The 21,310-nt window shown below is 67.2% G+C and carries 20 protein-coding genes and 1 pseudogene; 9 read left to right on the top strand and 12 right to left on the bottom strand.

Going from position 1 to position 21,310, the window contains the following annotated elements; genetic code table 11:
* Nucleotides 1-18: 18 nt before the first annotated feature.
* Nucleotides 19-1,299 (bottom strand): MFS transporter, encoded by a 1,281-nt coding sequence (locus tag NO366_RS16965; RefSeq protein WP_256531969.1) that lies wholly within the window; start codon nt 1,297-1,299, stop codon nt 19-21.
* 470 nt (nt 1,300-1,769) lie between these two features.
* Here NO366_RS16965 and NO366_RS16970 point away from each other — a divergent pair, with 470 nt between their 5' ends.
* Nucleotides 1,770-1,916 carry a hypothetical protein gene (locus NO366_RS16970; protein WP_256531970.1) on the top strand — a complete coding sequence of 49 codons (147 nt, stop codon included), beginning with the start codon at nt 1,770-1,772 and terminating at the stop codon, nt 1,914-1,916.
* Between the two features lie 18 nt (nt 1,917-1,934).
* On the opposite strand, the gene NO366_RS16975 is transcribed toward NO366_RS16970, so the two are convergent.
* Nucleotides 1,935-3,644, bottom strand: a complete 1,710-nt coding sequence (locus tag NO366_RS16975; RefSeq protein ID WP_256531971.1) for a GNAT family N-acetyltransferase — start codon at nt 3,642-3,644, stop codon at nt 1,935-1,937.
* Nucleotides 3,645-3,900: 256 nt separating this feature from the next.
* Here NO366_RS16975 and NO366_RS16980 point away from each other — a divergent pair, with 256 nt between their 5' ends.
* The gene (locus tag NO366_RS16980; RefSeq protein WP_256531972.1) at nt 3,901-5,235 is read left to right on the top strand and encodes an APC family permease; all 1,335 of its coding nucleotides are present in this window, start codon (nt 3,901-3,903) and stop codon (nt 5,233-5,235) included.
* Entirely contained in the window at nt 5,232-6,368 is a 1,137-nt protein-coding gene (locus NO366_RS16985) for a 3-hydroxyacyl-CoA dehydrogenase (protein ID WP_256531973.1), read from the top strand. The genes NO366_RS16980 and NO366_RS16985 overlap by 4 nt, the downstream gene beginning before the upstream one ends.
* A 323-nt stretch (nt 6,369-6,691) precedes the next feature.
* Here the strand turns inward: NO366_RS16985 and NO366_RS16990 are convergent, their stop codons facing one another.
* From NO366_RS16990 to NO366_RS17020, 7 genes are all read right to left on the bottom strand, one after another.
* The gene (locus NO366_RS16990) at nt 6,692-8,371 is read right to left on the bottom strand and encodes a thiamine pyrophosphate-binding protein (protein WP_256531974.1); all 1,680 of its coding nucleotides are present in this window, start codon (nt 8,369-8,371) and stop codon (nt 6,692-6,694) included.
* Nucleotides 8,372-8,536: 165 nt separating this feature from the next.
* On the bottom strand, nt 8,537-10,528 hold the full coding sequence (locus NO366_RS16995; protein ID WP_256531975.1) for a S9 family peptidase: 1,992 nt from the start codon (nt 10,526-10,528) through the stop codon (nt 8,537-8,539).
* A 198-nt stretch (nt 10,529-10,726) separates the two neighbouring features.
* Entirely contained in the window at nt 10,727-11,449 is a 723-nt protein-coding gene (locus tag NO366_RS17000; protein WP_256531976.1) for a ZIP family metal transporter, read from the bottom strand.
* Between the two features lie 217 nt (nt 11,450-11,666).
* On the bottom strand, nt 11,667-12,128 hold the full coding sequence (locus tag NO366_RS17005; RefSeq protein ID WP_256531977.1) for a DUF2267 domain-containing protein: 462 nt from the start codon (nt 12,126-12,128) through the stop codon (nt 11,667-11,669).
* A 181-nt stretch (nt 12,129-12,309) separates the two neighbouring features.
* Nucleotides 12,310-12,459, bottom strand: a complete 150-nt coding sequence (locus NO366_RS17010; RefSeq protein WP_256531978.1) for a DUF7557 family protein — start codon at nt 12,457-12,459, stop codon at nt 12,310-12,312.
* A gap of 259 nt (nt 12,460-12,718) precedes the next feature.
* On the bottom strand, nt 12,719-13,216 hold the full coding sequence (locus NO366_RS17015; RefSeq protein ID WP_256531979.1) for a YbhB/YbcL family Raf kinase inhibitor-like protein: 498 nt from the start codon (nt 13,214-13,216) through the stop codon (nt 12,719-12,721).
* Nucleotides 13,213-13,356, bottom strand: a complete 144-nt coding sequence (locus tag NO366_RS17020; RefSeq protein ID WP_256531980.1) for a DUF7557 family protein — start codon at nt 13,354-13,356, stop codon at nt 13,213-13,215. The genes NO366_RS17015 and NO366_RS17020 overlap by 4 nt, the downstream gene beginning before the upstream one ends.
* Nucleotides 13,357-13,573: 217 nt before the next feature.
* On the opposite strand from NO366_RS17020, the gene NO366_RS17025 reads away from it, so the two are divergent.
* The gene (locus NO366_RS17025; protein ID WP_256531981.1) at nt 13,574-14,260 is read left to right on the top strand and encodes a dienelactone hydrolase family protein; all 687 of its coding nucleotides are present in this window, start codon (nt 13,574-13,576) and stop codon (nt 14,258-14,260) included.
* Nucleotides 14,261-14,351: 91 nt separating this feature from the next.
* Here the strand turns inward: NO366_RS17025 and NO366_RS17030 are convergent, their stop codons facing one another.
* The gene (locus NO366_RS17030; protein WP_256531982.1) at nt 14,352-15,227 is read right to left on the bottom strand and encodes a helix-turn-helix domain-containing protein; all 876 of its coding nucleotides are present in this window, start codon (nt 15,225-15,227) and stop codon (nt 14,352-14,354) included.
* Nucleotides 15,228-15,430: 203 nt separating this feature from the next.
* Between NO366_RS17030 and NO366_RS17035 the strand changes: the two are divergent.
* Both NO366_RS17035 and NO366_RS17040 read left to right on the top strand, forming a co-directional pair.
* Nucleotides 15,431-15,887 (top strand): annotated as a pseudogene (locus tag NO366_RS17035) (manganese catalase family protein); the annotation flags it as partial.
* Nucleotides 15,888-16,142: 255 nt separating this feature from the next.
* Nucleotides 16,143-17,054: a hypothetical protein gene (locus tag NO366_RS17040; RefSeq protein ID WP_256531983.1), complete on the top strand. Its 912-nt coding sequence runs from the start codon at nt 16,143-16,145 to the stop codon at nt 17,052-17,054.
* A gap of 82 nt (nt 17,055-17,136) precedes the next feature.
* Here NO366_RS17040 and NO366_RS17045 read toward each other — a convergent pair whose 3' ends face one another.
* The gene (locus NO366_RS17045) at nt 17,137-17,727 is read right to left on the bottom strand and encodes an HdeD family acid-resistance protein (RefSeq protein ID WP_256531984.1); all 591 of its coding nucleotides are present in this window, start codon (nt 17,725-17,727) and stop codon (nt 17,137-17,139) included.
* A 328-nt stretch (nt 17,728-18,055) separates the two neighbouring features.
* Between NO366_RS17045 and NO366_RS17050 the strand changes: the two genes are divergently transcribed.
* Complete coding sequence (locus NO366_RS17050; protein ID WP_256531985.1) at nt 18,056-18,580, top strand: hypothetical protein; 525 nt, start codon at nt 18,056-18,058, stop codon at nt 18,578-18,580.
* Nucleotides 18,581-18,779: 199 nt separating this feature from the next.
* Here the strand turns inward: NO366_RS17050 and NO366_RS17055 are convergent, their stop codons facing one another.
* Nucleotides 18,780-19,961 (bottom strand): thiolase family protein, encoded by a 1,182-nt coding sequence (locus tag NO366_RS17055; RefSeq protein WP_256531986.1) that lies wholly within the window; start codon nt 19,959-19,961, stop codon nt 18,780-18,782.
* Between the two features lie 225 nt (nt 19,962-20,186).
* Between NO366_RS17055 and NO366_RS17060 the strand changes: the two genes are divergently transcribed.
* Nucleotides 20,187-20,549, top strand: a complete 363-nt coding sequence (locus tag NO366_RS17060) for a DUF7344 domain-containing protein (protein ID WP_256531987.1) — start codon at nt 20,187-20,189, stop codon at nt 20,547-20,549.
* Between the two features lie 6 nt (nt 20,550-20,555).
* Nucleotides 20,556-21,299, top strand: a complete 744-nt coding sequence (locus NO366_RS17065) for a histidine kinase (protein ID WP_256531988.1) — start codon at nt 20,556-20,558, stop codon at nt 21,297-21,299.
* Nucleotides 21,300-21,310: the final 11 nt, after the last annotated feature.

Consider the following 21,310-nt stretch of genomic DNA (forward strand, 5'->3'; position numbering starts at 1 on the left):
CTGCTGATCCGTTCCCACCTACCACGCAGCCAGTGCCCGTGGGCCGTGGAGCCAGACGAGGACGGTGAGGAAAGCCCCTGCGCCGGTCAGTGCGAACGCGCCGCCGACGTAGAAGACCGAGGCCATACTCACTTCGTACATGAGCCAGCCGCCGAGTAGGGGCGCGATCACGCTGCCGGGGCGCCAGACGAGTTCGCGGATACCGAAACTGGAGGCGACGCCGCCGTCTTCGGTTCCCTCGTCGGCGAACAGCGCCATGCTCGCTGGTTCGCGAAAGCTGTCCGCGACGCCGAGGAGGGCGGAGAGGCAGACGAGCGGGACGAACGCCGGCGAGACCTCGCCGAAGATCACTACCTCTCCCGGGAGTCCAAGTGTCGCGCCGATCGCCGGCGAAAACGGGACGACCAGGGCCACGAGCCCGTACGCCGCCCCGCCGGCGAAGACGAACAGTGCGCGCCCGTGACTGTCCGAGAGACGCCCCGTAAACGGTTGACAGCACATGTTGGTGAACTTCTCGCTCGTCACGGTGAGCGCGACGGCCAGGCCGCCCCCGTAGCCGAGTCCACCCTGCGCCGCGGCGACGCCGGCGAAGATCGGGATCCACGTTCGGACGAGCGTCACCGCGAACGCGTACTGAAAGCGGAAGGTCGAGAGGGTGACGATCCGGCGGTTGACCGCGAGATCGCTGAACGGAAACCCCTCGATGCGGGTTTCGTCGGGGTCGAGGAAGTGATAGACCACGAGCCAGGCGAGGCCCATGATGACCACGATGATCGCGAAGACGGGGCCGAAGCCGACGGCGTCGTAGATCCCACCGGCACTCATCCCACCGACGATGGAGGCCGCGAAGCTCGCCGCGTTGGCCTTTCCGATGTGGTTTCCGCGGGTCTCGACCGAGGCGAGTTGGCCCACCAGGGAGAGGGTCATGAGACCGGCCCCGGTGACGGCGATCCCTTGCAGGGCCCGTACCGCGATGAACGACGCACTGGAATCGACGAACGGGAACGCAGCGTAGACGAGGACGCCGGCGCCGAGGACAGCGAGCAGGACGGATCGCTTGTCGAATCGATCACCGCCCCAGGCCAGCGGGATCACCGCGACCGTCTGTGCGAGGGTGAAGCCGGTCGTGTAGAGGCCGACGACGAGTCCCGCGCTGATCGTGAGTCCCAGCACGGAGAACCCCGACGGGTCGAGCTGGTTGATGTACGCTGGGAGTAACGTGATCAGCGTGATGAAACCGAAGCCCTCGGCGTATCGAGCGAGATACAGTGCGCGGAACTGGGTGCTGGACTCGGCCACGCTGGGAGGTTCGACCGGTCGGTAGAATAGGTTTCGAATCGTAACGCCTGAGGCCCCGGCGTCAGACGTGCGTCTGCCGAACCTTTTTCAACTATTACCACCGACCATAGCACGGCCGCAACGCTCCAGGTTCGCATCCCATTCCCGTGTCCCTCCTGGGCGTCGGCCCCTTTTCAGACGCGACGCGCCCCGCACTCTGGCGGTCTCACGCCGTCGGGGTCGATTCCACCGAACCGTCGATCAGTTGGAAGCACCCAGATCGTCCGTCAGGGATCGGTGAGACTCTCGAACGGAACAGCGGGTACGCGTGCAACGTCGGGCGCGACGACGAAACGGGACGGTTGGCTCCGGATCGGCACTACCCAATCGGAGACGGGTACAGGTCTCTGACCGTGAAACCCACGCGCTCGTAGTCGGTGCAGGCGACGGACGGCGCGACGGTGAACCCGCCCCGCCACGTACGCACCACCGTGACCGAGTCGATCGTCGGAGAAACGCGGCCGTTCTTCGCCTGCGAAGCGTGCGGAGCGGTGTACGCGCGACGCGAGGAACCGCAACTGTGTCGCCTGTGCGAGGCGACGCTGTTCGTCGTCGTATATCCCGACCGATACGCCTGAACCTGTCACAGGCGACCGTTACGCGACGGACTTCTCCATGACGACCTCGTCGTACTCGCGATCGTCGAGCGAGGCTTCCTCGGTCCGTTCGTACCCGTGATCGCGATAGAACGCCGGGAGGTACGGGTGGTCCTCGGGGATGGTCAACCAGATCGTCTCCGCGCTCCCAGCCGCGACGGCGGCCTCGGCGGCCGCGAGCAGCTTCGATCCGATCCCTCGTCGCTTCCAGTCTGGGGCCACGCCGAGCCGGCTGACCTCGACGCGATCCGGTGTCGTCGCCGCCAGTCTGAGCCCGCCGACGACGGTATCCTCGGCGGCCGCGACGATGACCGCCTTCTCGTCGATCCACGCGCGAACCATCGTGGACGTCACCGATTCGGCAGACGCGGGGAACCCGAGTTCCCGGTTCTCTGCGTACGCGTTCCGGTAGACGGCCGCGAGGCGTTCCGCGTCGTCGGAGCTGGCTTCTCGAATACGGACGTGCGCGGTTCGATCCCCTCGATCGGTCGTGTCGGTGGCCTCACGTGCCGATCCATCCGATTTCTCGTCGGTTTCCAGGTCGCTCGATCGACGGGCGTGTGTCGACGGGTGCTCGCGCTCGCTCCCGTCTGCAGACACCCCATCACCGTCGTCCGGTTCTATCTCGTCACTGTCGTCCGAGTCCGTCCCCTCATCGTCCAGCGCTTCGTCCTCGCCGTCGTCCGAGTCCGTCCCCTCATCGTCCAGCGCCTCGTCCTCGCCGTCGTCCGAGTCCGTCCTCTCATCGTCCAGCGCTTCGTCCTCGCCGTCGTCCGAGTCCGTCCTCTCACCGTCCAGCGCTTCGTCCTCGCCGTCGTCCGAGTTCGCCCCCTCATCGTCCGGTTCCGCGTCGGTGGCGGGTTCGCCCGCTCCGACCGGAACATCCGGTTCGGTGCGAGCAGTGTCGGTCGTCGATTCGGCTACCCGTCGTTCAGACCGATCGGAGGAGTCGACGGGCTCGTCGGCCGTCACTGACCTCGATCGGTCACCCGGCGAGTCGCTCGATCGGTCCGCGCCACCAGTAGCCGCGGACACGGCCTCTCCGGCCTCGTTCGAATCCGCCGACGCGTCTGTCGACGTCACTTCAGGTGTGGTCGCATCAGTCGAGGTGGCAGTCGGTTCACCCGCCGGGGTGGGCGAGCCGGCGACGGTCTCCTCCGCCGACGACTCCGACGTGTTCGGGGCGTCACGTTCGAGGACGGAAGCGGCCGCTCCGCCCTGTCCAGTCGCCCGGTCCGGAGTGGGATTCGTCGCATCGGCGGTCGCAGAATCGGTCGTGGTGGACTCGGCGCGACCAACGGTGTGTCCGACCGCGGGAGTCGACTCGTCGGCGTCGGCCCCGGTCGTCTCGGACTGGCGTTCGGAGGCTGGCAGGTCGCCCCCGTGGCCGGTACCGGTTGCCGGTTCCGCAGACGATTCGGCGTCGGGCTCGACCCCGTCGTCGCCGGTCGACACCCCTGTCGCCCCCCGTCGAAACCGGTAGGTGAACCCGTCGAGCACCTCCCAGAGGTGCTCCTCGTCGATGATCTCCCAGCCGTGGTCGGCCAGACGGCCGTCCGTCCCGGGGTCGTCGACGGTGAATCGCCACTCGTCCACCTCCGGCGCCCGCCGCGTCGTCGCGTCGTCCACGCGCGTCGCGGCCAGGACGAGCCCGTCGTCGCGTCGGAGGGAGACGGCGGCGTCCTCCAGCTCCTCCAGATCCCAGGTCATCGCCTACCCATTCTAACTCACCAGTGAAAACGGTCGCGGTGCACAGAGTGTCAGTTCGAACGAGCACACACCGCATCACCGAACAGGACAGTCGTCGCTATCGGCGACGTGGCACTAGCATCTGGTCAAGCGGGGCGGTTCCGTGTCACGATTCCCGCCGACGGGCCCGTCCCCCGTACTACGGCACCCAGGTCGACCGCACCAGCAGCGGTCACTCGCAGGAACGTTTTTGGGTGCACACTTCGAGAGAGGTACCGTGTCGAGTGAATCGGGTGGGCGTTCGGGCGATATCGGGCTCTTCGACGCGGTCGCCATCGAGGTCGGCCTCATCGTCGGCGGTGCCCTGTTCAGCCTGACTGGCGTCGCCGTGGCTATCACAGGACCAGGGGTGGTAGTCGCGTTCGCCATCGCGTTCTCGATCGCCATCCTCGGGCTCGTCCCGACGGCGATGCTCGGTTCCGTCTACCCGACGACGGGCGGAAACTACCGCTACCCTGCCCGGTTCGTCTCCCCCGCACTCGCGTTCCTGGCCGCCTGGGGACTCGCGATCAGCATGTTCGGGGGCGGCCTCCCGCTGTACGCCCTGACGGCCGGGCAGTACGTCGACGCCATCGTCGCGGTCGACCCGACCGCGGTCGGCCTGGCGATGCTGACCGGCTTCTTCCTCGTGAACCTGCGAGGTATTCGGCCGGCGGCCCAGGTTCAGACACTCATGTTCGTCGCCCTCGTCGCCGCGCTCGGGGCGTTCGTCGTCTTCGGCGTCCCTGCCGTCGAGGTGGCGAACCTGCGGCCGACGTTCACGGGGGGTCCCGTCGGCCTCGTGACGGCCGCCGGCGTGCTGTACTTCGTCTGTCTGGGGGCCAACTTCGTCGTCGACATCGGCGGCGAGGTCCGCGACGCGACGCTGACAATTCCGCGCTCGTTCGCCGTCAGCGTGCCGCTCGTCCTCGGACTGTACGCGCTGCTGGGGTTCGTCGCGGTGGGGTCGGTCGGGGCCGAGGCGATGGCCGGCGAGACCCTCGCGGTTGCGGCCGAGGCGTTCCTCCCGGCGTCGCTCCGCGCTACGTTCATCGTCGGCGGCGCCCTGTTCGCCATCGCCACCAGTGTGAACGCCGTCTTCATCATCGCGCCGAAGTACGTAGCGGTGCTCGCAGCCGACGGCCTCGTTCCGCCGGCACTGGCCCGTCGGAACGAGCGGTTCGGAACGCCGCACTGGGGCCTCGCACTCGTCTACGTCGTCTCGGTCGCGGCGCTGGTCTCGCCGATTCCCGTCGATCAGTTGGGCTCCCTGCTCGGCTTCGGCGGGGCGTTCCTCGTCGTGCCGGTGATGGCCGCCGCGATCCACGTCGTTCGCCACCGCCCGTCCGGATTCGACCCGGCCGCGTTCCCGCTCTCGCCGCGACTGGTGGGAGGGATGGCCGCCTTCGCGATTCCGCTCAACCTCTGCCTGCTCGTCCTGCTGGCCACCACTGCGCCGCGTGTGTTCGCCGGGTGGCTCGCCCTCCTCGCGATCGGCGGCGTCTACTACGTCGCCCGGTCGCGACTTCGACCGCAACCGGAGACGCCGCCGGCTCTTCGACCAGAACCATGACGCTAGATACCAACAGACACGAAGACGCTCCCGATATCGACCGCACCGGTGTCGTCGGCGCGGGCGTGATGGGCCGCGACATCGCGGCGCTACTCGCCTCGGCGGGCTATCGCGTTACGCTCGTCGATGTCGACGCCGACGCATTGACCGACGCGGAGACGTACCACAGCGGCGCCGTCGCCGGCGCGCTCGCCGACGCGGGCTACGAACCGCCGGACGACTTCGCCGCCCGAATCACCTACGACACGGACCTCGACGCGCTCGCGGACGCCGCGTTCGTCGTCGAGGCCGTCCCGGAGGACCTCGGGCTGAAGCGCGACCTCGTCGGCTCCCTCGCCGACGTTCTCGGCGACGAGGCGATCCTGGCGACCAACACCTCCTCGCTCACGCCGGGCGAGATCGCGGCCGACGTCGTCGACCCATCCCGCGTCGTGCTCTTTCACTTCGCGAACCCGGCGATTCCGCGCGACCTGGTCGAGGTCGCCGGCGACGAAGCCGCCGACCGGGTGTTGGAGACGGCCGCCGCGATGGCGGCCGCGATCGGCAAGCGTCCGATCCGCCTCGCGCGAGAGTACCGCGCGAACGGCCTCTCGCGACTCTCAGCGAGCATCAAGTGCGCGGCGACCTGGGAACTGCGCGAGGCGACGCCGGCGGCCATCGACACCGCCGCGACGGCGGTCGGCTTCGCGCAAGGCCCGCTGGAACTGATCGATCGCATCGGGCTGGACGTCCACCTCGCGACGGTCGAGAACCTCGAAGTCGCCTACGGCGACCGGTACGCGCCCCCGACTCCCGTCCGCGACCGAATGGCGTCGATGATCGAGGACGGTCGACTGGGCCAGAAGTCCGGTGAGGGCTTCTTCGAGTGGGTCGACGGCGAGGCGGTCGTCCCCGACCCCGAGGAGTCACACGACGTGACGCCGATCCTCGCCGCGCTGGTCAACGAGGGCCACCGGCTCGTCGACGACGGCGTCGCCAATGCGGACACAGTCGACGAGATCCTCAGGCGCGGCTCGGCCGGCGACGTCGGTCCGTTCGACGTGGAGTCGATGCTCGGGCGCGACTTCTTGCGCGACACGCTGGCGGAGCGCTACGCGGAGACGGGCGCGGGCGTCTACGAGCCGGTGTTCTGAGAAATTGGGGAGTTGCGAGGCGCTATTGAAGCCCTCAGCAGGTTACAAACCCTGACCCGGATGTGGTCTATACAGACGAACCTCTTTTCGCCTCGGGTGCGCTTCGCGCACCACTCGGCGAAAACCCGTTCATGCCAAAAGGCCGGTCTCGCTCCGCTCGACCGGTGAATCGCGCTCACTACCGGGTCCGTCGGACCGCTCGTTCGCGCGAATGCTCGTGTTCAACTCGCAGCTCTCATCGACCGGCTGTTTCATGCGATACCATGTCTAAACAACATCAATTCAACGGGTACGGGTGTGAACGCGTCTCCGGTTCGTCTCGATCACACGAGCAGCGGCGGCGCGGCGTAGGGGTCCACGTACACGTCGAGCAGCGTGGGTTCGTCGCTCTCGATCGCGGCTGCGACGGCGTCCGGCAACGCGGCCGGATCCTCGATCACTTCTCCGGCACACCCGAAGCCGCGAGCGACCTGCGCGTAGTCGATGCCCGGTTCGAAGTCCGTCGACTGGTCGACGTTGTAGCTCCCCATCTGGCTCATCTTCGAGGAGCCGAGCGACTCGTTGTTCGTCACGATCACGGTGAGCGGGAGGTCCTCGCGAGCGGCCGTCTCCAGGTCCGCGATGTGGTAGCCGATGCCGCCGTCGCCCGAGAGCGCGACGACCGGGACGTCGGGGCGGGCGAGTTGCACGCCGATCGCCTGCGGCAGACAGGCGTTGATGCCGTCGCTGCCGCGAGCCTGCAGGTAGCGGAGTCCGGGCTCGGCCGGTTCGTAGAACGCGCCGGAGAAGAAGCCGGGGAAGCTCGTCGCGCTCACCAGCACGCCGTCGGCGGGAAGCGTTCGGTTCAGTTCCGCGATCACTCGCTGGGGTGTGATCGGGGACGCGTCGCTCTCGAACTCGTCGGCGTGTGACTCGCGCCATGCGTCGCGGGCGGCGGCCAGTTCGTCGATCAGATCTGCGCGGTCGGCGAACGCCGCCTCGTCGGCGAGCCCGGATTCTTCGCCCGCTTCGATCCGTTCGTTCAGCGCGTCTATCGTCGCCCGAAGGTCGGCCCCGATCGGGACGTCGGCCTCGTAGTTCCGGCCCAGCCACGCGGGGTCGCGGTCGACGTGGACGACGGCGGCGTCCTCGGGGACCAGCGACCAGCCCACGGTCGTGAGGTCGCCGAAGCGGGTCCCGAGGCCGATCACGAGGTCGGCGTCCGCGACGGCGTCGTTCGCGACCTGGCAGAACCCCCAGCGCCCGACCACGCCCAGGGCGTACGGGGCGGTCTCGGCGACGGCGCCTTTCCCGTTCATCGACGTGACGACCGGCGTGTTCGTCCGTTTGGCGAACGCGCTCAGTTCGTCGGCGGCGTTGGCGCGAACGATCCCTTCGCCGGCGAGTATCACTGGCCGGTCGGCGTCGGAGAGGTTCTCGAGGACGGCGTCGATCTCGGCCGGCGACGGTCGCGGACGCGCCGCGGGGAACGTCGCGTCGAGGTCGTCGCGGGGTTCGTGATCGGTCTCCGCGCGGACGACGTCCTCCGGGAGGTTGACGTGGGCCGGCCCGGGAACGCCGCCGGTCGCCTCGCGCATCGCCGCTTCGACGGCCTCGACGGCGCGGCCAGGTGTCTCGGCGTCGGCCGTGGTCTTCGTGAACGGGTCGAGGATTGCCTCGTTGTCCGCGTCCTGGATGACGCCCTTGCCGCGCGTCTCGCGGTCGTTCCCGCCAGTGAGCGCAAGGACGGGACTCGAAGCCCCGGCCGCCTCGCAGAGTCCGGCCCCGATGTACGCGGCGCCAGGCCCGCTCACACCGTCGACGATCCCGATCGAACGGCTCGCCCGCGCGTAGCCGTCGGCCATCAGCGCGGCACTGGCCTCGCTACGGGCGAGCACGTGCCGGAGATCCGAATCGGCCAGACTCGCGTAGTAGGGATCCAGCTGCTCGCAGGGAAAGCCGAACACGGTCTCAACGCCGGCGCGTTCGAAGCAATCGACGATACGGTCGGTGACGCGAGTCATCGGACCACCGCCCGTGGTGAGGATGCACTCGCCGTCGCACCTGTCGACGCTCGTCCCGTGATATCGTGTATCACTCGATCCATGCGGTGACACGTGGGCTACGGCGCAAAAAGCTTGCGCAGCCTGTCGGACGGCGCCGATTCGGTTCGAATCCGGAGCCGCCGGTTACACGTGCTCGTCGAGGAAGTCGACGATGCGCTCGAACTGCTCGATGCGGTTCTCGCGCGAGGTGGTGTGGTGGCCTTCGTCGTCGAAGATGCAGGTCTCGACGGGAATTCCCTGATCCGCGACCGCCTCGGCGATCTGGCGCGCTTCCTCGACCGGCACACGCGGGTCGTTCTCGCCGTGCTGGACGAAGAGCGGACATTCGATTCGATCGACCTGGTGAATCGGCGAGATGGATTCGAGGAAGTCGCGGTCCTCGGCGAGCGAGCCGTACTCTGCTTCGCGGTGCGATCGTCGCCACGCCCCGGTGTTCTCGAGGAAGGTAACCCAGTTCGCGATCCCGACGAAGTCGACCGCGGCCGCCCAGTGGCCCGGATACTCGGTGATGGCCGCGAGAACCATGAATCCGCCGTAGGACCGGCCGTAGCAGACGATCTTCTCGGGATCGATCGCGGGGTGGTCGGCGAGCCACTCGACCGCGGCGTCGATATCGCGGACCGAGTCCATCCGCTTCTCGACGTCGTCCAGGCTCGCGTACTCGGCGCCGTAGCCCGCGGAGCCACGGACGTTCGGCTCGAAGAGCGCGTAACCCGCGTCGAGGAAGTACTGCCGGATCGGACGGTTGCGCCAGGACGGCCGTCGCTGAGCGGCGGGTCCACCGTGGATGTCGACGATGACGGGCGTTTCGCCGGGTTCGTACTCGTCGGGCAGGGTGATGAACGCCGGAATTTCCCTCCCAGCGCGAGACTCCGTCTCGCGAGCAGACGGGCGTCGCTCGTCGACGTCGAACGTCTCGTAGCGGATCAGTTCGGGTTCGTGATAGCGGTCGAGCGTGACGCCACCGGGTGACGGTCGCGTCCACCGCGTGGCCTCGGGGCCGGCGACGCCCCCGTCCGCGAGGTCGATCGCGTAGATCGAGTAATTCAGGTTCGTCGCCGAGAGGGTCATCGCGGCGCGCTCGCCGCCGGCGCCGATCGTCACCTCGGAGACGACGCCGGTGGGGTGGTCGACCGGGACGGCGGCCACGTCGGTCGCACTGGCCAGCCGGCCGGCGGCCGTCACCGAGTAGCCCTCGACGTTCCACGTGTAGACGAGTCGGCCCGAGTCGGCGTCGAGGGCGAACCCGTCGATGCTCCAGTCGCGGTCGTGCGCGCCGGCCGTGACGGTGTCGTCGTCCGGGAGTGCGGCGTCCCCAGCCGCGGCGGCCTCGAGAATGTCGTCGTCAATCCCCACGACCGTCTCGATCTCACAGATCTCGAGGTCGATGCGGACGAGTTCCATCGTGTCGGCGTTCGCGTCGCTCAGGCAGTAGACGTCGCCGTTCGGGCCGAACGTGGCGTGCGTGTACCGGACGTCGCCATCGTGAGGCGTGACGTGCTCGCGCTCGCCAGTCTCGACGTCGACGACGAAGAGGTCCGTGTCCGAACTGGCGTTGGCGGTACTCGTGAGGAGGGACGCGCCGTCCCGACTCCAGTCGTCGACGGCGTAGAACCCCGTGCCCTCGCAGACGAGTCGCGGCTCCGGGACGTCGGTCGAGCCGTCTGCGGTGGCCTCGTCGGCGTCACGCTCTCCAGGCACGAGGTCACCGACGTCCATCACGTAGACGTCGAAGTCGGCGCCATCGCGGCGGTTCGCCGTGAAGGCGATCCGATCGCCCGTGGGACTCCAGCCGCCCCACAGGTGGATCGCGTCGGGTCGATCGGTCAGTCGAGCGATCTCGTTCGTCTCGGGGTCCACGACGAAGAGTTGATCGTGTTCGTCGGCCCCGCTGTCCTTTCCGAACGCGATCGCCCCGCCATCCGTCGACCAGTCTGCGACGGAGACGCGATCCTCGTAGAACGTTCGCTGGGTGGGCCAGGCGCCCGCCTCGTCGCTCGTCCAGACCTGCATCGTCCCGGTCGCGTCGGAGAGAAACCCGATGCGGCCGTCCGGTCCGACGGTCGGAGCCTGCGTCTCCCGTGCCGATAGATAGTCACGAAGCGCTCGTGGCATGGCTCCAGTGGCGAACCGGGGCCGGTTTATCCTTTGGGTCTCGGCATCGTCTCGCCCTGGCGTCTCTCCAGATACCTGCAGTAGTAAACCGGCGATACCACGGGCAACATGGAGTCCAACGTAGCCGACGATGGAACGCAGCGTCGCTGTACGGGCCGCACGTTCGAATCAACTCGTCGAGGAGGCCGTTCGCCCTCCTCAGTGGACCATGTCGAGGAGGAAGATGAGGAGAAATCCGACGAAAAACAGCGTCGTCGACGTCGGCGTCTCCGGCACTTTCTGGGCCTTCACGAGGAGTTCCTCCGTCACCAGATAGAGGAGTGCGGCAGACCCGAACGCGAGCACGAGCGCGATCGGCGTTCCCGAGACGCCGCCGAGGGCGAACACGCCGACGAGCACGCCGACGAGCAACAAGACGCCGAAACTGCCCGGCACGGCGAGCTTCCTGAACGTCCCCATCTCCTCGGGCAACGCGATGACGCCGGTGACGCCGAGGAAGAGGACCTCGATGGCGAGTGCGACCGCGACGAGGACGCCTGTGGCCGGTTCCGTCAGGAACGCCACCCCGATGAGCACGCCGTCGATCACCATGTCGATGGCGACGGTGACGAGCAGGCTGGCCGCGCCCGCGATCTTCCCGCCGATGCCTCGCTTCTCGACGTACGTTCCGAGCCGGTGGACGCCGAGCATCGTCACGACGCCGATCGCGAACCCCACGACGACCACGCTCGGGGCACGAGTGTGGACATCAGGCAGGAGTTCGGCGGCGACGGCGGCGAACACGACTCCGGCCGCAAAGTGCTGGACGTTGCTCTCCATCTGCGCCGTTGGCGGCCGATAGATAGCGATCACGCCACCGACGAGTGCGGCGACGACCGCCAGCATCGTGTACGAAACCGCCTGAACAAGTGTTTCGGTCATCCCCTCCTCGTACCTCGTCCAGCTAGTTGAGTGCTGTCGCAGAAACGCCCGGTCGCGCAGTCGTCGGATCGACTCGTTACCGGATAGGTGAGAGCCGTCGATGCCTGAGCCTGCCGTGAGCCCCTGCCGGCGGCGGATCCCTCGCGAGTCGGCGCGGTCGCCTGTCAGTCACCGATCGCCCGCCAGCCATGGCGACGACCCGCGGCTGTGCAGTCGGTCACTCCTGTTCCGGCTGGGGGCCGCCCCCGGTCTGGGCCTCCTGGGCGTCACTCCACCCGCCCGCGTCGACGACTTCGAACAACTTTCGCCAGTTCCCCGTGTTCTCGCTCTCGGGCAGTTGGTTTCGAAGCTGTTCGAAGTCCGAGCCGGGCACCTGCTCGCGGACCAGATCGACGATCACACGCGTGTGATAGGCGACGGTCGCCTTGTCCCGTCCTTCGATCTCGCTCGCTCGGTCGAGGAACTCCGCCCAGTCGAAGCGCTGGCCGTGTTCGTCGACGGCGCCGGTCAGGTACCACTTGATCTCCATCGGGAGCGACGCGGCCAGGTCCGCGGCGTTCTCGGCGGGAATGCGCTGGCCGAGCGGGTACAGCGTCGCCCGGATCGCGCGCACGGTCTCGCCAGTACCGGGGAGTTCGAGTCGGTGCTGCACCTCGCCAGTGAACTCGTTGAAGTTCATACCCGAATCGCCCACGACCACGGTCGTCAATGTTGGTGGCGCCTGCAGGCGCGGGTGAGAGTCGCCATCGTTGTCAGACGCCGCCACCATGGCGCGTGGGATGCAGACTGCACGAGGTGCGGGGTCACGGCTCACCGCTCCTGTCGCTCGGCCGGGTCACTGCCAGTCGGCATCGACGACATCACTCGGAGTAGCCTTCCTGGAGGAACGCGCCCTCCGTCTCGTAGATCGACACCAGCTCGGCGATGAACTCCTCGTAGGTCTCGTCCGCCTCGGTGTGCTCGTCCAGCCGTTCTCTGAGGTCGTCGCTGATTTCGAGTGTGTAGGTCATGGTGACCACCGGATCGTCCGGACCGGAAACACGGTACCGAGCGGCAAAATACCCTGGCCGATCCGACACCGCTCTCCGCCTGCACGGTGCGTCGGACTCGGTACCTGTGCATCGAACCGGTACCGGTGTTTCGGATACGGGACAGCTCTCGAAATCGCTCTCGATGCCGACATCGTCGTATACCGAATCGATGCCTGACCGATGACGTGCGCGTCGGCGCCTGAGGCGATTCTGTGGAGACTCGCGCAGTGGAACGTCCCTACGGCGCGTACGTCCCCGTGGTCTGCGTCTGGGCGAGCACGTGGTCCGCAATCGAGTCACCGAGTGCGCCCGCCGTTGCACCCGCTGGCAGTTCGAGGTCCGCGTCGAGGGCGTACAGCTTGAACCGGTACGTGTGTTCGCCGTCTGGCGGTTTCGGGCCGCCGTAGCCCACCTCGCCGAAGTCGTTCTCGCCCTCGGCGGCGTCGGTCGGTTCCCAGTCGCGCGGAACGCGGTCCGTCGACGGGTCGGCGTTCCAGACGAGCCAGTGGACCCAGATCTTGCCGGCGGGCCCGACGGCGTCGGGGTCGTCGACGACGAGGACGAGCGACGCGGCGTCGTCGGGGACGCCGGAGATCTCGAGCGGTGGGTTGACGTTCGCGCCGTCGTACGCGTGAGCGTCCGGTATCGGGTCGCCATCGTCGAAGGCGGGGCTCGACAGCCGCAGCTCGCCCCGCTGGTCGGCGACCGACAGCGCGTGGTTGTACGCGTCGGTCACGCTCCCTCCTGGAGAAACCTACCCTCCTGTTCGTAGATCGCCACCAGCTCGGTGAGGAACTCCTCGATCGTCTCGTCGGCCTCGAGGTGGCCCTCGATGCGCGCGACCAGGTCGTCGTCGAGTTCGATCGTTCGGGTCATCCGAGCGGCCTACACCAACCAGGCGAATAAAGGCGGGGCCCTCGCGTTCCGAGGTCCTGGCGAAACCGTGACCGTCAGTCGATAGTAGCGTGTCACTCGGGCCGTCTCGAAGAGCCTGCGTTCTGCACGAAGCGTGAGACGAGCGAGTCACGCCGTTTCAGTTGCGAGGGCGCGTCCACCCGCCCGTTTAACCTGCCCCGACGGTGTACGACGGGCGATGGACGACTCGAATCCGTCGCCGACCGGTTCAGACTCACTCGTCACCATCGACGTCGGCGATGTCGAACTCGAGGGAGATCTCCGCGTGCCCGAGGGGGCGAGTGGTCTCGTGCTGTTCGCCCACGGTAGCGGGAGCAGTCGGCACAGCCCGCGGAACAACTTCGTCGCCGAGCGCCTGCGTGAGCGCGGCGTCGGCACGCTCCTGTTCGACCTGCTGACGGAGACGGAGGATCGCGACCCCGACGCGCGGTTCGACATCGATCTCCTCACGGACCGGCTGGTCGGTGCGGCCGAATGGGTCCGCGGCCAGTCGGACGTCGGTGACCTCGCAGTCGGCTACTTCGGGTCGAGCACCGGCGCGGCGGCCGCCCTCCGCGCGGCGGCCCGTCCGGAGACCGACGCCGCCGCCGTCGTCTCGCGCGGCGGGCGCGTCGATCTGGCCGAGTCCGTCCTCGGGGACGTCACGGCGCCGACGCTGTTCGTCGTGGGCGGGAACGACCACCCCGTCCGCCAGTGGAACGAAACGGCCTCCGAGCACCTCGGGGGCGACCGGTCGCTCGAGGTCGTCCCCGGTGCGGGCCACCTATTCGAGGGGGAGGGGCAACTCGAAACGGTCGCGGATCACGCCGCCGACTGGTTCGCCGACCACCTCGATCGAACCGAACTCGATCGACGCGATCTCTGACGTGACCGGCGGAATATCGCCAACTCGAACGGACGGCTGCGGACGCCGCCAGTGAGACGCGTCTGTCGCTCGGTCCACGGAGACAGATTCGTCACGACACCGTGGGATCGTAGACCCAGACGGGTTCGCCGTCGGATCCCTCCTCCAGGTCGATGCCGGGGACGGATTCGAGGACGGCCAGCCGGTCCGCGGACGTGTCGGTCGCGTCACTACGTTTGCCGCGGCCGTGCGCGACCGCCGCGCGGAGTTCGTCCGTCGACGCCCGGCCGCGCCTGGCGAGGGCGGCGAACGCCGCACGCGCGTACGCACGGTCGTCTTCGTCGAGCGGCGTCGTTTCGACGGCGTGGCGAGCGCTCGCGAACCGCGGTTCGTCCACCGGGTCAGCGATTGATCGTCCATCTCGGTCGTCTCGCTCGACGACCGGGGTTCCGTCGTACGTCCACCGATCGTACCACTCGATCGACTCCTCGACGACCACCTGGACGTCCGGGAGTGCCGCGAGACGGTCGCGAACGCAGTCGTCCCACCACCGATCGGCCGTCTCGTAGCCGGCGGGCTCCTCGCTGTAGGCGGCGTCGACTATCTCGGCCGACGTCGCGTCGCCCCAGAACCGGAGGAACCAGAACGCGTTCCGGACCGCCGCGTCCTCGTCCGGCCGGAGGTCGAAGTCGGCGATCGTTCGATCGACGGTCGCCGGCGTGTCCACGCGGTTGGCTCTCGGAGCGACGGGCCTCGAATCGAGCAGCCGCAGGCCGTTTTCAGTCACCTCGTAACCCGTCGTCCCGCCTCCGCGTCCCGTCTCGGCGTCCTCGCGTATCAGTCCGTTGTCCACCAGCTGCGCCAGCCTGTCCGCGACGGCCGGACCGTCGGCGTCGAGATCGGATTCGAGCGACCCGTCGACAGCTCGCCCGCTCTCAATCGCCTCCAGGATCGCCCTGCCTAGCGCGTCCAGCGTGTTCGAGCCCACGAATCCTAGGCCATCGTGAGGCGACTTAATTCGAACTGGGCGTTTCGGGTGCAGTCCCGTACACCACGTCGTTCGCGTCGGTCGCCGGGCTGAGAGTCTCGTATCGATGTCTTTCAGGCCGATTGTGGACTCTCTCCGGCGATACGCACCCGGTTCGTAACTACTGAGACGGTACTACCACGTATCACTGCTGATGGAGTGTGATGTTCTTCCACGAAAGCGAGTAGCAGTACGCGGTCACCGTTTACGACCCGGACCCTCACTTCGCGACATCGCTCCAGCAGGCCATCGGCGGAGCGGAGGGCGAGATGCGTGTCGCCATGCAGTACCATTTCCAGGCCTGGGCCGTGCCCGCAGAGCACGAAGAATACCGAAACCTGTTGCTTCGAGACCGCGACGGAGGAGCTCGGCCACGTCGAGGTGCGGGCCCGTGCGGGAAGGAAAAACGTGCGCGACTCGCCGAAGTCGATCGACAACTAGACGCAGGCCGAGGCCGACGCGCCGAAGTCGATCACCGGCTAGAACCCTAGACAGTTCCACTCAGCGGGAAGTTCGGCGATGCCGATCGATAGCAACCGTGTGCCCGTTTCCGGCGGCTACCTGGTGACGCCGGGTACCATCTCAAGAGACCGCTACGCTGACGGGATGGCCGAGTCGACCGACGACGAGCCGAACTGATCGCGTGGCGTTCGGCCTACGGACTCGCCAATCAACTGGCGATGGCGACCGGCGTTCGAGGCGACCGACGGCGATACGCTGTTGCGACTACCGGTCGTCGCCTGTACTCGAGACAGTGCGCCCACGAGAACGCCGAAGTGTTCTGGGTGTTTCTGAAGGCGAAACTAGCGAATCGCCCCGACTACGACCTATCGATGTTTCACTGTATTTATGTACGATTTCTCGTAACGCGTTCTCATGCAGTTCGACGCATCCGCCGCTCGGTTGTTTCGCTCCTACGCAACCGGGCAAGCCCCGGTCGAGGACCTCGTCGCCCATCCTGCGTACGTGGTGGCCCGTCAACACGCGGCGCTCCTCGGACGGACGCTCGATGCGAACCTCGTGGCCGAGGCCGTTGCAGGTGAGGCCGACGCGTTTCCCGACAGCGACACACTGCAGTCGCGGTGGGAGGCGATCGATCGGCTCCTCGACACCGTCGATGACCGCGCTACCGACTGGATCGCCGACTGTACCACACAGCTCACGCACGTCATCCCAGGGGCCGAAACTGGTGATCTACCGCTTTATCTGGGGATCGGATACGAGACGGGGATCGGTCTGGCCGACGGAGCCTATCTCGACGTCGCGAGACCGTTCTACCGCGAGAACCCGGCCCGGGTACGGTACGTGGCGCTTCACGAGAGTACCCACGTCTGTTACGACCGACGGCACGATTTGCAGGCCACGATGGCTGCCCTCGATCTCGACGAACCAACCGGCCAGCGCCGGTTTTTCGAGACGTTGCTGCACACCGAGGCGTACGCGGTGTACACCGCCGGCATCCCGTGGCGTGCGGACGACGGCGTCGCCGACGTCGATCACCCCATGTGTTGTGATTACCACGCGGTGGCCGACGACTCCTGGGTCCACGATCTGGTCGACCAGTACGATAGCCTTCGCGAATCGTTCGACCGGGGCGAGACGCTCTCACACGAGGCGCTCATGCGCCGGACGTTCGGCGGTCTGCGCCTCCCGTATCGAATCGGTTGTGCGCTGCTCGACAGGGTCGAATCCGAGCACGGGATGGCGGCCGTCAGGGATGGGTTCGCTATGGACGCCGTTTCCTTCTGCGAAAAGTTCGATACCGTTCTCGATCGCTATCGCCAGTGAGGCATCGACAGAAGATAACGCACTGGCGGGGGCGAGTATCGGCGGAAACAGCAGTTCCCCTCGTGTCGAAAAAGTAGCGCTCTCAGACGCCGCGAGAGGTGTCCGAGGGCGCCGAAAACTCTCCCTCCATGCCGCGCACGCTGAACGCGATGGCGATCATCGACACGCCGGTCATGACGAGGCTCACGCCGATCGCGAAGCCGACGAGCCAGAGCGCATCGGCGGGGAAGCCGACCCAGAGAAATCCGGCCAGTACCAGCGAAAGCGCGCCGCTGGCGGCGATCCAGCCACGTCCCGTTCCGCTTTCCATCCGGACACTCGCCAGGAGTTCCGCGATGCCGTCGACGAGTAGGTACGCGATGGCCAGCAAGGTGAGACTCACCAACCCGAGGAGGGGATTGGCGAGGATGAGAATCCCCGCAACCGCCGTGACCACCGCGAGGAGGACTTGCCAGAGCGATCCAGTCCACCCGTCGGCCGCGATGGCCTGGCCAGCGTGGACGAGCCCGGCGACGAGGAGGGCTGCGCCGACGATATAGGCTATGGCGATTCCCGTCCCGAACGGCAACGCGATGGCGAGAACTCCCAGTATCCCGACGAGCCCCCCGGTAACGGCGAGTGGGCGCCAGTTCGTTCCGATCGTTTCCGCGCCGCGTGGGGTGATTGTACTCATACTGCTACCTCCGCTCGAACGTACGTCGCGGACGAACGTAAAGACATAGTCGGTCTGACAATGGAACAGATCTGACGATATCCGAGTGAGTCGGGGATCTGGCGTATCGAACCGGCTGGTAAATCGGACGGTCGGGCGGGTCGAACCCGTCCATCCCCGCCCTGAGGACGCCGAAGCATCGATTTGCGGGCGTTATTCGACTGACCGGATCGCCGTCAGGCGATCGATTGGCGGACTTCTTGGTCTCCTTGAAGAACCCACAACCTGATAAAACAGTGCGGACGATGCGTTCTTTTTTAGTGTCTCAGTCGCTCGATCGAATACGATCATGAGCGACGTCAGAACCGACTCCCTCGAAATAGAGCGAGAGACGATCAGACGGGCGGGGAAACTCTTGCTCGCTGCCCTGGCGCTGGCAGTGCTGTTATCGCTCGTCTCGGTGCTGCCGGGTATCGACCGGCTAGTGCCAGGGTCGCCGGTGACGGTCATCGCGCTCGTCGGCGCCGCGGTGACGATCGTCATCGTCGCCCTCCTCGTGTCGCTGGCACCCGCTGTCGCGACGCTGGTTCGAACGGCGGTCGACGGGCCCGATCCGATCGTCGAGGACGCGGCAACGAGCGCACAGTTGCTCGTCGTGTTCGTAGCGATCATCGTCGGCCACCGCGGACTGGCACCGGCGGTCGTTCCGCTACTGGACGACCTTGCGTGGGCGTACGACCTGCTGTTCCTCGTTCTCGCCCTGCCGCCGCTCGCGGTCCTCGCCGTCCACGTCTACACCTCGCTCGATCCCGTGGCCGACGTCCTGGCAGAGAGAGTGACCGACGCCAAGCGCGATGATTTCGAGGAGAGCTAGGCCCACGGTCGAACGACTCAGTCCCACCACCGCACGACCCACAGTTCCACCATCGCACGACCCACAGTTCCACCATCGCACCACCCACAGTCCCACCACAGCACGACCCCCGTCAGTGTCTGATGCGTTCTCGCCCCACGACCGAATCGCTTCGTGAGGCGGATCGGAAGGAGACCGCTCGAATCGGGGCCGACTCCGTCTAGACCCGCTCTATCAGCGTCGCGATTCCTTGTCCAAAACCGATGCACATCGTCGAGAGTCCGTACCGGCCGTCGCAGTCGTCGAGCTGGTAGGGAAGCTTGCCGACCAGCGCCGCCCCGGTCGCGCCGAGCGGGTGGCCGTGGGCGATGGCACCACCCCAGACGTTCGTCCGCTGCCAGTCGGCGCCCGTCTCGGCGAGCCACGCGGCGACGACGGAGGCGAAGGCCTCGTTGACCTCGAAGCGGTCGACGTCGTCGACCGAGAGGTCGTTCTGCTCGAGGATATCGTTCGTCGCCGGGATGGGGCCCGTGAGCATCGTGATCGGATCGACGCCGACGACCTGGGTGTCGACGACGCGCGCGAGGGGGTCCCAGCCGTAGCGCTCGCAGGCCTCACCGGAGGCGATCAGCGTGGCTGCCGCCCCGTCGACGATACCAGAGGCGTTTCCGGCGTGCACGACGCCCTCGCCCGCCTCGCGGAAGGCCAGAGGGAGTTCCTCCAGCGTCTCGCGGTCGGTCTCCGGGCGCGGGTGTTCGTCGCGATCGACGATGCGCTCCTCTCCGTCGACCGTGACCTCGACTGCAATCAGCTGCTCGTCGTAGTGGCCCGCCTCGTCCGCCTGGCCCCATCGGCGCTGGGAGTCCACGGCGAGTCCGTCGAGTTCGTCGCGCGTACAGTCCCACTGTTCGGCGATGCGTTCGGCTCCCTCGCCCTGTGTCGTGAGTTCGTCGACGTGTTCGAAGTAGGTCTCAGTCACGCTCGTCTCGGCGGCGTACGTGTCGGCGTCGGCCGCAGAGTCGGCACCCATCGGCACGCGAGTCATGTGTTCGACGCCGCCAGCGACGAGCACGTCGGCCAGCCCGCCCCTGATCTGACCCGCGGCGAAGTTGATCGCCTGCTGGCCGGAGCCACACATCCGATTCAGCTGGACGCCGGGGATCTCCTCGCCCCAGCCAGCAACGAGAGGGGCAAGCCGTCCAATGTTCATCCCCTGCTCGCCGATCGGCGTCACGCAGCCGTAGACGACGTCCTCGGGGTACCCGCTTCGTGAGAAGTCGGTCCGCTCTTCGATCGCTTCGAGCGGCTTCGCAGCGAGATCCTGGGCGTGCAGGTCCCGAAACGACCCGCCGCGTTTGCCGAAGGGGGTGCGAACGGCGTCGACGATGTAGGCGTCGCGCATGATCGAGCGTCGGTCCAGGCCGGATTTACACTTTCGGCCCAGCGAACGGGCGATCACAGCTGCGGCCCCGTCTACGACCACCTCGCCGACCAGATTGGCGATATCGAGGACGAACACGCCGATGGCCGTAGAACCCGTCAGGCTCTCCGATCGCGGCGGATTTCAGGATCGGCGCTCGTATCGGCAGGGAATACGAATTTGCGGTTCGAACCCGTAGCGATCAGGATGGACTGGCACCGGTTCGAGACGACGCTGGCGAGACAAACCATGGCGGGGGGCGAGTCGATGTCGAGTGAGATGTTCGAAGCGATTACCACAGAAAACGCTCGCTACGCCGTGTACGCGCTCGCTCACCGGCCGGACCGGACCCTCTCGGAGCTCGCGGACTTCGTCGTCGGATTCGGCGCCATGCGCTCGGGCACGATCGCGACGCCGGCCGATCACGAGAACGTCCGCATTCGCCTCCATCACGTCGTGATGCCCAAGCTGGACGCGGCCGGGTACGTCGCCTACGATCGGGACGAGCGGACGATCGACGCGGCGCACCGATACGGAACGGTAAACGAGACGCTCGGGCTGAATGGGTGACCCACCGTGGAATCTCTCACCGACGCCGTGGCCTCGGTCCAAGCGCGGCGGCAGACGCTAGACGTCTACGCCCAGTCGCCGTCGGTCGCGACAGTGTTGGCCGAGCAGTTTTCGACCCGGAACGTCAGTGTCAGACACCGGCCGATGCCGGCGAGGGACGAACCCGGATTCGTGCTCGTCCGCGACGCGGCCGGCGAGTTCCGCGGTGCGATCGGACTCGATCGACTGGACGCGCTCCTCTCACCGGACCGTCACCCGCCGTGGGAACTGGACGCCGGCGTCGACACCGCCGCAGTCTTCACATTCCTCGACAACACGCTCTTCACGTCGGCGAGTCGACGACAGCTCCTCGCGGTGACCCGTGAGATAGAGGAGCGGGCGTGGCGAATCGCCACCGGGCACCTCGTCGCCGGATTCCAGACCGGCGCCGCACTCGCGGCGCAATCGGGCGTCTACGACCGGCTGGCGACCGAGACCGATCTGACCGTACGGGTCCTCGTCGCGGACGAGTGGGACGGCGACCTGTCGTCGGCCATCGACGTCCTCGACGGAGTCACCGGCGAGATCGGCGATTTCTGGGTCGTCTGTTTCGACGGCGAAGAGACCCGCCTGAACACGTCCGCGATCGTCGCCGAGGAACGCGATTCCGGTCGGTTCCGCGGGTTCTGGACCGACGATCCCGACCGCGTCGCGGAGATCGCGACGTATCTCGACGCGACGTACGTCGGCGAGACGGACGACCGCCAGTGAACTAGTCTCCG

It is taken from the genome of Halovivax cerinus (assembly GCF_024498195.1).
Taxonomy (GTDB): domain Archaea; phylum Halobacteriota; class Halobacteria; order Halobacteriales; family Natrialbaceae; genus Halovivax; species Halovivax cerinus.